This is a genomic window from Dyella sp. AD56, from assembly GCF_002878475.1.
Taxonomy (GTDB): domain Bacteria; phylum Pseudomonadota; class Gammaproteobacteria; order Xanthomonadales; family Rhodanobacteraceae; genus Dyella.
The window spans coordinates 148,603-161,055 of record NZ_NRDP01000025.1 but is presented as its reverse complement, the minus strand read 5'-3'; the positions used below and the strand labels follow the sequence as shown (position 1 = coordinate 161,055).

At 62.9% G+C, this 12,453-nt stretch carries 12 protein-coding genes; 5 read left to right on the top strand and 7 right to left on the bottom strand.

The genetic code is table 11. The features are described from left to right. Window positions 1–42: 42 nt before the first annotated feature. From dapE to map, 7 genes are all read right to left on the bottom strand, one after another. The gene (gene dapE / locus DyAD56_RS16955) at window positions 43–1,176 is read right to left on the bottom strand and encodes a succinyl-diaminopimelate desuccinylase (RefSeq protein ID WP_102303933.1); all 1,134 of its coding nucleotides are present in this window, start codon (window positions 1,174–1,176) and stop codon (window positions 43–45) included. 309 nt (window positions 1,177–1,485) lie between these two features. Then, entirely contained in the window at window positions 1,486–2,553 is a 1,068-nt protein-coding gene (locus DyAD56_RS16950) for a VIT1/CCC1 transporter family protein (RefSeq protein WP_102303932.1), read from the bottom strand. Window position 2,554: 1 nt separating this feature from the next. Then, window positions 2,555–2,911: a Spx/MgsR family RNA polymerase-binding regulatory protein gene (locus DyAD56_RS16945; protein WP_102303931.1), complete on the bottom strand. Its 357-nt coding sequence runs from the start codon at window positions 2,909–2,911 to the stop codon at window positions 2,555–2,557. Continuing rightward, complete coding sequence (gene dapD / locus DyAD56_RS16940) at window positions 2,908–3,735, bottom strand: 2,3,4,5-tetrahydropyridine-2,6-dicarboxylate N-succinyltransferase (protein WP_102303930.1); 828 nt, start codon at window positions 3,733–3,735, stop codon at window positions 2,908–2,910. The genes DyAD56_RS16945 and dapD overlap by 4 nt, the downstream gene beginning before the upstream one ends. A gap of 88 nt (window positions 3,736–3,823) precedes the next feature. Then, window positions 3,824–6,484 carry a [protein-PII] uridylyltransferase gene (gene glnD, locus DyAD56_RS16935; RefSeq protein WP_233202551.1) on the bottom strand — a complete coding sequence of 887 codons (2,661 nt, stop codon included), beginning with the start codon at window positions 6,482–6,484 and terminating at the stop codon, window positions 3,824–3,826. A 124-nt stretch (window positions 6,485–6,608) separates the two neighbouring features. Further along, window positions 6,609–6,968, bottom strand: a complete 360-nt coding sequence (locus DyAD56_RS16930; protein ID WP_233202549.1) for a hypothetical protein — start codon at window positions 6,966–6,968, stop codon at window positions 6,609–6,611. Between the two features lie 102 nt (window positions 6,969–7,070). Next, a complete protein-coding gene (gene map, locus DyAD56_RS16925; protein WP_102303928.1) occupies window positions 7,071–7,835 on the bottom strand; it encodes a type I methionyl aminopeptidase in 765 nt (254 codons plus the stop codon). Between the two features lie 346 nt (window positions 7,836–8,181). Here map and rpsB point away from each other — a divergent pair, with 346 nt between their 5' ends. From rpsB to uppS, 5 genes are all read left to right on the top strand, one after another. Then, the gene (gene rpsB / locus DyAD56_RS16920) at window positions 8,182–9,075 is read left to right on the top strand and encodes a 30S ribosomal protein S2 (RefSeq protein WP_102303927.1); all 894 of its coding nucleotides are present in this window, start codon (window positions 8,182–8,184) and stop codon (window positions 9,073–9,075) included. 59 nt (window positions 9,076–9,134) lie between these two features. Further along, window positions 9,135–10,013 carry a translation elongation factor Ts gene (gene tsf / locus DyAD56_RS16915; RefSeq protein WP_102303926.1) on the top strand — a complete coding sequence of 293 codons (879 nt, stop codon included), beginning with the start codon at window positions 9,135–9,137 and terminating at the stop codon, window positions 10,011–10,013. Between the two features lie 235 nt (window positions 10,014–10,248). Further along, window positions 10,249–10,971 carry a UMP kinase gene (pyrH, locus tag DyAD56_RS16910; RefSeq protein ID WP_102303925.1) on the top strand — a complete coding sequence of 241 codons (723 nt, stop codon included), beginning with the start codon at window positions 10,249–10,251 and terminating at the stop codon, window positions 10,969–10,971. A gap of 158 nt (window positions 10,972–11,129) precedes the next feature. Beyond that, entirely contained in the window at window positions 11,130–11,687 is a 558-nt protein-coding gene (gene frr / locus DyAD56_RS16905) for a ribosome recycling factor (RefSeq protein WP_102303924.1), read from the top strand. Window positions 11,688–11,710: 23 nt separating this feature from the next. Beyond that, the gene (gene uppS / locus DyAD56_RS16900) at window positions 11,711–12,451 is read left to right on the top strand and encodes a polyprenyl diphosphate synthase (RefSeq protein ID WP_102303923.1); all 741 of its coding nucleotides are present in this window, start codon (window positions 11,711–11,713) and stop codon (window positions 12,449–12,451) included. Window positions 12,452–12,453 lie beyond the last annotated feature (2 nt).

Below are 12,453 nucleotides of genomic sequence, written 5' to 3'. Positions count from 1 at the left end.
CAAACACGAACCAGAGCGACGATGCATGTGCATCGCCGTTCGCTAATCGAGCAGACGCGTGCAGACAGCCTCATACAGCGCCGGCAGCTTTTCCAGATCAGCCACCGACACGCATTCGTCCACCTTGTGAATAGTGGCATTCACCGGCCCCAGCTCCACGACTTCCGCACCCAGCGGTGCAATGAAGCGACCGTCGGAGGTACCACCGCCAGTGCTCTCTTCCGGCGATATGCCACAAAGCTCCTTGCACACCGACACGACCGCGTTGCGCACCGCGCCACCGGGCGGCGTGAGGAACGGCTCGCCCGATAGCGTCCATTCGATCTGCCAATCCACGCCATGCTTGTCGAGGATGGTCTCGGTGCGCTTGCGCAGGTCTTCCGCGCGGCTCGCTGTGCTGTAGCGAAAATTGATCAGCGCCGTCAGCGTGCCGGGAATCACATTGTTGGCACCGGTGCCTGCGTTGAGGTTGGACACCTGGAAAGACGTCGGCGGGAAGTCCTGGTTGCCCTCGTCCCAGCGCTCCGCTGCCAACTCAACCAACGCGGGCGCGAACGCGTGGATCGGATTGCGCGCTTTCTCGGGATACGCCACATGCCCCTGGATACCCCGCACCAGCAACGTGCCCGACAACGAACCGCGTCGCCCGACACGGATCAGGTCACCTAGTTTCTCCTTCGACGAAGGCTCGCCCACCACACACCAGTCGATGCGCTCGCCGGTGGCGCGAAAGTGCTCGGCCACGCGACGCACGCCATCGAGATTGTCCGGCCCTTCCTCGTCGCTGGTCAGCAGCAGACCGACTCGCCCGCAGTGATCTGGATGCGCCTTCACGAAGGCCTCCAGCGCCACCACCATCGCCGCCACGCCGCCCTTCATGTCGGCTGCGCCACGGCCATACAGGTAGCCATCGCGGATCGTCGGCTCGAACGGGTCACTGCTCCAGTTCTCGATGGGCCCGGACGGCACCACGTCAGTGTGCCCCAGGAACACGAGCAACGGACCGCCACTGCCGTGGGTCGCCCACAGGTTGTCGACCTCCCCGAAACGCAAATGCTCCACCCGAAAGCCCACCGCTTTGAGGCGCTCGCCGATCAGTGCCTGGCAACCGGCATCGTCGGGCGTCACCGAACGGCGGCGAATCAATTCAGAAGCGAGATCGAGAACGTCCGACATAGGGCCTACGGGAGATCAGTGAGGTCTATGGAGAATAGCAAGGCTGCCCCCGGGGGGCCTTGGCCGGAAGACACTGGACAAGCTCCCCCCCCTTGAGCGGCGCAGCACAATGCGAATCAGGCAAGCCATCAGGACGGGCTGTCGTTCCAGCAAAATTAGAAATCCAAGGATTTCCCATTGCCGAAGACGAAGGCACCGAATGCCAATCCCAACGGCAATGATGAAAAGGCCGGACAGACGTTTGCGTTGAACGAAAAAAGCCCGCCTTCCAGCGGGCTTTTTTTGGGCCCATCGGCAAACAGCCAGCGATCAACCCGCCAGTGCGACACCCAGCACATGTCCCACGACATAAGTGACGCTGGCGGCAGCCACGGTAATGGCCAACTGGCGTGCGATCGAGAACACCATGCTGCGCCCAGTGAACAAGGCGGTGCCCATACCGATCAACACCAATCCCACAACCGCCGATACGATGCTGCCGGTGAACGCGGCACCACCCTTGAGAAAGAGATACGGCGCGACAGGAAACAGTGCACCCAACGCAAACAGGCAGAACGAAGAGATCGCGGCGCCCCAGGCCGACCCGCCAAGCTCTTCCGGGTCAATGCCCAGATCCTCGCGAACCAGCGTGTCGAGCGCCGTACGCGGCCGCTCGGAGATCTGCTCCGCCAGCGCATCCGCCGTCTTCGGCTCCAAACCCTTGTCGCGGTAGATACCCGCAAGACTCAGGGCACCGTCTTCCGGTGACACCGCCAGCCGTTCCGCGCGTGCCGCAATCTGCGCCTGATAGAACTCGCGCGAGCTGTTGACCGACAGCCACTCACCCAGCGCCATGGAGCACGCACCCGCCACCAGACCGGCGAAACCCGCCAGCAGGATCGCGTGGTCGCCCGATGCGGCACCGGCCATGCCCATCACCAGGCTAGCATTGGAGACCAGGCCGTCGTTGGCGCCGAGAACAGCGGCGCGCAACGTATTGCCGCTCTGCGTGCGATGGCGGCCGCTTCGCGTGACAGGCGCAGCGGGTTCCTGGAAATGATCCCGATGACTGCTGCGATCCACCGGTGTCGGCAAATGATCCGCATGTTCCAGACGCACGACGGTTGGCATCACGAACTCGGTGCCAAAGCGACGCGCGAACCAGGTCAGCACATGCACGCGCCGACCCACGCGGGCAGCAGGCACCGCCTCCCCCATCTGCTTCAGGCGCTCTTCCCAGAACGTTGCATTCGCACGCTCGCCGTCGGCAATACGACGATAGGCACGACGCAACGGCTCGTCCGAGGCGAGCGCGGCGAGGTTGTCGTAAAGCACAGCATTGTCGCGCTCGATACGCAGGTTGGTGCGGTAGTGCCGTGCCGAGCGCGGTTTCGTCATGTCACTGGCCAAACAGCTTCTTGAAGCCGTTGTCCGTGAAGCCGACGCTGACCGAGCCATCGTCTTGAACGACTACCGGACGGCGCACGAGCGCGGGATACTCCTTGAGCAGCAAGGTCCACTCCGGATCGCTGCCAGGGTCCTTCCGCTGCGGAAGCAGGTTGCGCCACGTGGTGGACGACTTATTCACCAGCTTTTCCCAGCCGCCCAACTGCTGCGCCCACGCCTTGAGCGTGGTTGCAGGCACGGGATTTGCCCGGTAGTCAACGAAGGTATAAGCCACCTCGAAGCGATCGAGCCAGTTACGCGCCTTGCGGCAGGTATCGCAGGTAGTGAGTCCGTACAGGGTCGCGCTCATTCAGCGCTCCGCAGCAGCTCGTTGATGCCGGTCTTACTGCGAGTCTTCTCGTCGACCTGCTTCACGATGATTGCGGCATACAGGCTGTGCGAGCCGTCCTTCGCCGGTAGGCTGCCGGCCACCACCACGCTGCCCGCAGGCACGCGGCCGTAGCTGATCTCGCCCGTGGCGCGGTTATAGATGCGCGTGGACTGGCCGAGGAACACACCCATGCCGATCACACTGCCCTTCTCCACAATCACGCCCTCAACCACTTCCGAGCGCGCGCCAATGAAACAGTTGTCTTCGATGATGGTCGGGTTGGCCTGCAGCGGCTCCAGCACGCCGCCGATACCCACGCCACCGGAAAGATGCACGCCCGCGCCAATCTGCGCGCACGAGCCCACGGTGGCCCAAGTGTCGACCATGGTGCCCGCGCCGACATACGCACCAATGTTGACGTAGCTTGGCATCAGCACCGCGTCTTTCGCGATGTGCGCGCCACGGCGCACCAGCGCGCCTGGCACCACGCGTGCGCCCAGGCCTTCCAGCTCCACATCGTTGCCATGTGCAAAACGCAGCGGCACCTTGTCGAAGGCCAGCGCCGGGCCGCCATCCACCACGCGGTTGCCGTTAAGGCGGAAGTAGAGCAGCACCGCCTTCTTGATCCACTGGTTCACCGACCAACCGCCCTTGCCGTCGGGTTCGGCGACGCGGCGCTCGCCAGATTCCAGCAGATCGATCACCTGCTCCACGGCCGGACGCAAATGCGTGTCGATCTCAGCCTGGGTCAGGTCGTTGCGACGGTCGAAGGCATCGTTGATAAGAGTTTCGATGGTTTGCATGGCGCTCACGCTATGAATTTCGGAAGAAGCGGCCATGCGAAGGCCGCGGGGACACGTGATTCTGACAAGAAAAGCCGTCTATCGCGAGTCAGGCCCGCCTTTCCTTTGCCGGCCCCAGCCGCTCGAGCAATGCGTGCAACAGGCGATCCTGCAATTCGACGCTGAGGGGTGCATCGTGGCGGTCGGTGATGAGGAAGAAATCCTCCACGCGCTCGCCAAAGGTCGCGATGCGTGCATCGTGCACGCGAACACCGGCATCCGTCATGCCCTGCGCTACGGCAGCGAGCAGGCCAGGACGATCGCTACACACCAGTGCCAAGCGCGTGCGGCCCTGGACCGTACTGAAGGAAATCTTCGGCGTGGCCTGGAAATGCTTGAGATGGCGCGACATGCTCCGACGCGATGGCTGGTGCACATGACCCGGCTGCGACAACGCACGATGCAAGCGTTGTTTCAACTCGTCCGCGCGCTCGGGCGTAGCGGGCTGCTGTGTATCCGATTCCAGCAGCAGGAAGGTATCCAGCGCCATGCCCGTCGGTGAACTGAGGACGCGCGCTTCCATGACGGAGAAATGCAGGCGGTCCAACATGGCCGTCACAGCGGCGAACAAACCGTCGCGATCAGGCACGTAGACAAACAATTCGGTGGTACCGCGCACCGACTTCGGATGAACTTCGATCAGCGGCGTCTCGCCCTTGGCGCGCACGATGGCCGCCGTTTGCCAGGCGATCTGTTCCGGCCGGTGGCGCAAGAAACTCGACTCGGGAAATCCGCGCCAAACGCGCTGACAGATATCGGCGCCGAACCCTTCCTGCTGCAGCAAAGCCAGCGCCTGATCGCAGCAGCTACGCACCCGCGCTTCCGCATCGGAAGGCAGTTCGTCCTCGCTGCGCAACGCATAACGGGTGGCCGTGTAGAGGTCGGCGAGCAGCCTGTCCTTCCAGCCGTTCCATAGTTTGGGACTCGTGCCGATGATGTCGGCAATGGTCAGCAGATACAGATAATCCAACCGCTCCGGCGTGCCCACCGTGTCAGCAAAGCGATGCACCACATCGGGATCGGTAATGTCCTGCCGCTGCGCTGTCGTGCTCATCAGCAAGTGCCAGCGGACCAGCCAGGCGACCAGTTGGACGTCTTCTTCCGATAACCCAAGCCGGCGTCCGAACGCTAATGCGTCCTCCTCGCCGAGCACGGAATGATCGCCGCCACGCCCCTTGGCAATGTCGTGGAACAGCGCCGCCAGCAAGAGCAATTCCGGCTTCGGCAGCGTCGGCCAGATCTTGCACGCAATGGGAAAGTCGTTCGCGGCCTCTGCATCCGCAAAGCGCGCGACGTTGCGCAATACGCGCAGCGTATGTTCATCGACCGTGTAGACATGGAAGAGGTCGTACTGCATGCGGCCGAACACCTTGCCGAACGCAGGCAGGATCGCGGCGAGCAGACCGTGGCGATTCATGCGCCACATCGCCTCCACCGCTGGTGCGCCCAAGCGCAGCAAACGCAGGAAGGCAGCCAGTACGTCCGGGTCATCACCCAACGTACGTTCCAGCACCGCCGACGCCTGGTGCATGCGTCGCATGGTATCCGCTGTAAAGCCGGTGATGCCTCGCTCGCCGAGCCGCGCAATGAACGCTTCGACCAGCGTGGCCGGCCGACGCATGAAGAGATCGGAATCGCGCAGCGCCAAGCGCTTGCCACAACGCACGAAATCCTCGCCTACCGGCTGCGGCGTCGCCGGTGGCTCCAACATTTCCTCGAATCGCTCGGCAATCTGCACGCCCAATCGCTCGACCTGGCTGGCGGCGCGGTAATAGCCCTGCATGAATTGCTCCACGCCGAGGTTTTTCTCGTGCTCGTCCTGGAAGCCCAGTCGCGCGGCGAGCGCTCGCTGGTAGTCGAACAGCAGACGCTCTTCCGCACGCCCCGCTTCCAGATGAAGCGCATACCGATAGCGACGAAGTGTGGCTTCGGATTGTTCGAGCGAATCCTTCTCGGCCGGATCGAGCAGGCCTTCTACAACCATGTCGTCAAAGTCGTCCGCATGCGCAAGGCGGCGCCCCAGCCAACGCAACGCATCGAGCGTGCGCAAACCGCCAGGACCATCCTTGAGATTGGGCTCGAGGTTGTATGCCGTATCGTTGTAACGCGCGTGGCGCGCGTCCCGCTCAGCCAGGCGCACGGCCAGATACTCCGCTGGCGGCCACATCGACGGATCGTCGACGATGGCCTTCAGCCCGGCCTCCATCACCGGATCACCCACTAGCCGTCGCGCATCGAGCAAGCTGGTGAACACGCTGGCGTCCTGCTTCGCCAATGCTCGACATTGCGGAAGGTCACGTACGGCGTGACCGACCTTCAGTCCGATGTCCCACAGTGTGGCAAAGCATTGCTCGAGCGCACGCAGGCGAGCCGGCTCCGACGGACCGACCAGCGCAAGCAGATCGACGTCCGAATGGGGAAACAACAGCCCGCGTCCGAATCCCCCCACGGCAAACAGCGCAGCATCGGTGACTTCGCCCAGACAGGCCGTCCACACATGCACCACGATGCGCTGCACCGAATCACCACGTCGGCGGGCCAATGCGGTGGCATCGGCCCCGTCGCGAAACGAGGTGGCGAGCGCGCGATCCACGTCACCCAACAACTGGCGCAACGCCCGTCTCGCCTCGGTCGACACGCCAGAGCGAGGCACGGCCACCGGCAGCCGCGGTAGCGGCGGAAGGCGGATCGGCAGAAGAGAATCGGTCACGTGCGCGATGCCATCGAAGCTGAAAGAAAGCAGGCGTCAACGATAGCAAGCGCGGTACGGGAAAAGGCGGATGCATCCACCAGGGAAGGCCCACCGTTTGACGGTGGGCCTTCGGGCACTGCGTTTAGAGGGGCTGTGCCGTACACATGGCCATGGACGAGGCCGAACCGATGAACTGGTAGTTAGCGTCGGTGGCCGTCACGCTGGCCTGGATACGACCTTGCTTGCTCGGGCAATAGAACATGCAGGAGTCCTTGTCCGTACAGTTGGCCGGATAGATGACATTCAGACCGTTGCTGTTGAAAGACCATGCGTAGTGGAACGGCTGAGGCGACGTGGTGTTTGCCACGCTCACCTCGCAAATATCACTACCGCCGCAAAGCAGCGACACGCCGCTGGTCTGGGCCCGTGCCGACGTTGGCACTATGGCCAGACTGGCCATCAGAAACGCCCCGACTGCGAAAACGCTGAATAGTTTGCGCACTTCCCCTTCCTCCATGTCAGTTATCTCACCCCGAGCTGCGATCGTCGCATGCACTTGCGATTCGGGGTGTCCAGATGACGTGAAGGCGAAGCTTTTTACGTTTTACTGGTCCGGCCAGGACGTCAGGATTTCGAACCCGTCGTCCGTCACTGCAATGGTGTGCTCCCATTGCGCCGACAGCGAATGATCCTTGGTCACTACCGTCCAACCGTCCGGCAGTTGCTTGGTCTGCGGCTTGCCCGCGTTGACCATCGGCTCGACGGTAAAGGTCATGCCTTTCTTGAGTTCCAACCCGGTACCCGAACGACCGTAATGCAGCACCTGCGGCTCGTCGTGATAGACCTTGCCAATACCGTGGCCACAGTACTCACGCACCACTGAGAAGCCGGCGGCTTCCGCGTGCTTCTGGATGGCCGCGCCGATGTCGCCCAACGTCGCACCCGGGCGTACGGCCTGGATGCCGTGCATCATGGCTTCATAGGTGGTGTCCACCAGCCGCTTGGCCAGTACCGAGGGCGTACCCACGAAGTACATGCGACTGGTGTCGCCGTGCCAGCCATCCTTGATGACGGTCACGTCGAGATTGATGATGTCGCCGTCCTTCAGCACCTTGCCCGGGGTGGGAATACCGTGGCAAATCACGTGATTGACCGAGGTGCACAACGTCTTGGGGAAGCCGTTGTAGCCCACATTCGCCGGAATCGCCTTCTGCACGTTCACAATGTGCTCGTAGGCCAGCCGATCGAGGTCTTCCGTGGTCACGCCCGGTTTTACGTGCTCCTTGAGCATGGCGAGCACTTCGGCCGCCAGCTTGCCGGCCTCACGCATGGCCTGGATGTCTTGGGGAGTTTTAAGGGTGACTGCCATAGTTCCACTCACATGGCGACTAACCGGCTGAAAATCCAGCGACTTGCCGCACCGCCGGCACGCCGGCTATAATTTCGAAGTTTTGCTGACCCGAGATATCCGTTTCTACGGCCTCGGCTGTCTTTGCAAAGCGGAGGGAGATTGTAACCGTCTTGCGGTACAACCCCTACAAGTCCTTGATTGGACACCTAAAACGCCACACACGCGTCGACACCGCCTTCGGGGTGCCCTGACCAGCCTTCCATAAATTGGGCTGACGGGGTCGAAGCCGGGGATACGTGGAGGTCCCAACCCCCGGGCCAATCCCCCTTTGAACCAGGGCGGCCCAACAATCGGAGTTTTACCCATGGCACAAGTCACCATGCGCCAGATGCTTGAAGCAGGCGTGCATTTCGGTCACCAGACCCGTTACTGGAACCCGAAGATGGCCCCGTACATCTTTGGCGCCCGCGGCAAGATCCACATCATCAACCTCGAGAAGACGCTGCCGCTCTTCACCGATGCGATGCACTTCCTTTCGGCGATCGCGCAGAAGCGCGGCACCGTGCTGTTCGTTGGCACCAAGCGCTCGGCCCGCGAGCCGTTGGCTGAAGAAGCCGCACGCGCCGGCATGCCGTTCGTCACCGCCCGCTGGCTGGGTGGCATGCTGACCAACTTCCGCACCGTGAAGCAGTCGGTTGCCCGCCTCAAGGAATTGGAAGCCGCCGAGACCGACGGTTCTTTCGACCGCCTGGTCAAGCACGAAGTGCTGGCCCGCCGCCGCGAGCGCGACAAGCTCATGAATTCGCTGGGCGGCATCAAGGACATGAACCGTCTGCCTGACGCCCTCTTCATCATCGACATCGGTCATGAAGACATCGCCGTGCAGGAAGCCAAGAAGCTCGGCATCCCGGTCATCGCCGTGGTCGACACCAACTACAACCCGGAACTGGTCGACTACGCCATCCCGGGCAACGACGACGCCATCCGCGCCATCCAGCTGTACGCCCGCGCTGCCGCTGACGCCATCCTGGAAGGCAAGGCCGCTGCGCCGGCTGCCGCCCAGGGCGACGCCAACGAGTTCGTTGAACTCGACGAAGAAGGCAACCCGGTTGCCAAGGAAGAGCGCAAGGCTGCCCCGCGCCGTGACGACCGCAACAATCGCGGCCCGGCTAAGAAGGGTGCCGGCGCACCGCGTCGTGACGGTGGTCGCGGTGGCCGCAGCGGCCGCAGTGACGAACCGTCGTCGGACGGCGAGTAAGCCTTACCCTGCCCCGGCCCGCAAGGGTCGGGGCGCATCAAAGCTTTTGAGGAACCCAGATGACCGCCATTTCCGCAAAACTGGTTAGCGAACTGCGCGAGCGCTCCGGCGCCGGCATGATGGATTGCAAAAAGGCGCTGGTCGAAAACAACGGCGACATCGACGCCGCTGTGGAATACCTGCGCAAGACCGGCCTGGCCAAGGCCGACAAGAAGGCCGACCGCGTCGCCGCTGAAGGTCGTATTGCTACGGCCCAGGCCAACGGCAAGGCCGTGCTGGTCGAAGTGAACAGCGAGACGGATTTCGTCGCCAAGGCGCCGAACTTCATCCAGTTCACCAACGAAATCGCTGAGGCCGTGCTGGCTTCGGGCGCTACCGATATCGACGCCGCCAAGGCTGCCGCCTTCCCGGGCGCCGACAACGTCGAGGCCGCCGCCAAGGCGCAGACCGCGACCATCGGCGAGAAGATCGAAGTGCGCCGCATTGCCCACGTCGCGAACGATGGCCCCTTGGCCACCTACTCGCACGGCGGCAAGATCGGTGTGATCGTGGCGCTCAAGGGCGGCTCGGAAGAGCTGGCCAAGGGCATCGCCATGCACGTGGCGGCCATGAACCCGCCGCACATCAAGCCGGAACACGTCCCGGCCGAGTTCATCGCGAAGGAAAAGGAAATCGCGCTGAGCCAGATGACCGAGAAGGACAAGGCCAAGCCGGCCGACATCCTGGAAAAGATCATCTCCGGCAAGATCAACAAGATCGTCTCGGAAGTGACCTTGGTCGGCCAGCCGTACGTGCTCGACACCAACACCACCGTGGGTGACGTCCTGAAGAAGGAAGGCGCTGACGTTGTAGCGGTGATCCGCTTGGCCGTAGGCGAAGGCATCGAGAAGGTGCAGGAAGACTATCTGGCCGAAGTGGCCAAGGCGATGCAGGGCTAAGGCCTCGCACCACCTGTAGTCTCGAAGAAGCCGCGGACAACCGCGGCTTCTTTTTTTATGAAAGCCCTCCGCAGCCGCGCCGCCCTACCCCAAGCCGGCCATCCCACTGCTGCCTCCTTCGCCAACCCCGCGATGAAACAGGGTTTTCGCCTCCGCCAGCGGCACGAAACTCTTACCCGCTCGCGTCACTGCCGTTACAATGCGCGCGTTTTGCCCCACACAATCCGGAGACCCCATGAGCGAACCTATTAAGTACCGTCGCATCCTGCTCAAACTCTCCGGTGAAGCCTTGATGGGCGAAGCCGATTACGGCATCGATCCCAAGGTCATCGGCCGATTGGCCGACGAAATCATCGAAGTACAAAAAGCCGGCATCCAGATCGGCGTCGTCATCGGCGGCGGTAACATTTTCCGTGGCGCAGGCCTGGCTGCTGCCGGTATGGACCGCGTCACCGGCGACCACATGGGCATGCTGGCCACCGTGATGAACGCGCTGGCCATGCAGGACGCCATCGAGCGTCGCGGGGGCTATGCCCGCGTGATGAGCGCGATCCAGATCCACGACGTATCGGAAGACTTCATCCGCCGCCGCGCTGTGCGCCACATCGAGAAGGGCCGCATCGTGCTGTTTGCCGCCGGTACCGGCAATCCGTTCTTCACCACGGACTCCGCTGCCGCTCTGCGCGCTGTGGAAGTGGGCGCAGACCTGCTGCTGAAGGCCACCAAGGTGGATGGCGTCTACACAGCCGATCCTGCACGTCACGCTGATGCCACACGTTATGACACGCTCACCTATGACGAAGTGATCGAGCGGAAGCTCGCCGTGATGGACACTGCTGCCATCGCCCTATGCCGCGACCACGGCATGCCGCTGCGCATTTATGACATGACCGTTGCTGGCAACCTCATGCGCATCATGCATGGTGAGCACATCGGCACCATCGTCAGCGACCAGTAATCCGATCGGCCCTCTCTCCAGGGAGGGGGCCGATACGTGCGCCACCGTTCTAGCGCACGTACGGGCGATACCCATCGCAAGGCCCGCTTCACGCCACCCCAACGCCCCATAGCCCCCTGCTATACTCGGCGGCTTGCACGGTTTGAGGGGTGTTTCCCATGCTTAACGACATCAAGAACGATGCCCAGACCCGCATGGGCAAGAGCATCGACTCGCTCAGGCACACCTTGACGCGCTTGCGCACAGGTCGCGCCAGCACCGCGCTGGTCGATGGCATCAAGGTGCCGTACTACGGCTCGGACATGCCGCTCAACCAGGTGGCCAACGTCGCGCTGGGCGATTCGCGCTCTATCATCATTACCCCGTTCGAAAAGACTCTCGTCGCCCCGATCGAGAAGGCCATCATGGCGTCGGACATCGGGATCACGCCGAACACCGCCGGCACCACCATCCGCCTGAACATGCCGCCGCTCACCGAAGAGCGTCGCCGCGAGCTGGCCAAGCACGTGGCGCATGAAGGCGAAGAAGCCAAGATCGCCATCCGCAACGTGCGTCGCGACGCCATGCAGCAGGTCAAGGATCTGCTCAAGGACAAGGCGATCACCGAGGATGATGAGCGCCGCGCCGAGGACGAGATCCAGAAGCTCACCGACCGTTTCGTCAAGGACGTAGACGGCGTGGTGAAGAACAAGGAAGAGGAGCTGATGGCGCTTTGAGCGCCATCGGGCCTCAGCCTCCCATGACCAGCGCCGACCTCGCGCGGGTACCGCGCCACGTCGCCATCGTGATGGATGGCAACGGTCGCTGGGCAAAGCTCCGCCACCGACCGCGCACGTTCGGCCATAACGCCGGACGCAAGGCCGTACGCAACGTGGTCGAGGGCTGCCTGCGCCAGGACGTCAAGGTACTCACTCTCTTCGCGTTCTCGAGCGAGAACTGGCTGCGCCCGGAACAAGAAGTCGGCGCGCTGATGGAGCTATTCGTTCGCGCCCTGGACAAGGAAGTGGACGAGCTGCATGGCAACGGCGTGCGCCTGCGCTTCGTCGGTGACTTGGCCAGCTTCGAGCCCGGCCTGCGTCAGCGCATGATGGCCGCCATGGCGCGCACCGCTGGCAACGATGCACTGCACCTCAACATCGCCGTGAGCTACGGCGGGCGCTGGGACATCGTGCAGGCGGCACGCAAGGCTGCAGAAGCGGTGGCGCGCGGCGAATTGCGTGCCGATGAGATCGACGAGCAACTGCTTGGTCGTTGGATGTGCCTGGCCGACTTGCCACCACTGGATCTTTTCATCCGGACCGGCGGCGAGTGCCGCGTCAGCAACTTCCTTTTGTGGCAGCTTGCTTACGCGGAACTGCACTTTACCGATACCCTGTGGCCTGATTTCGACGAGGCTTGCCTGAAGAGCGCCATCGAAGATTATGCACGCCGCGAACGCCGTTTCGGCAAGACCGGCGAACAAGTCGCCAAGAAGGCCTGATG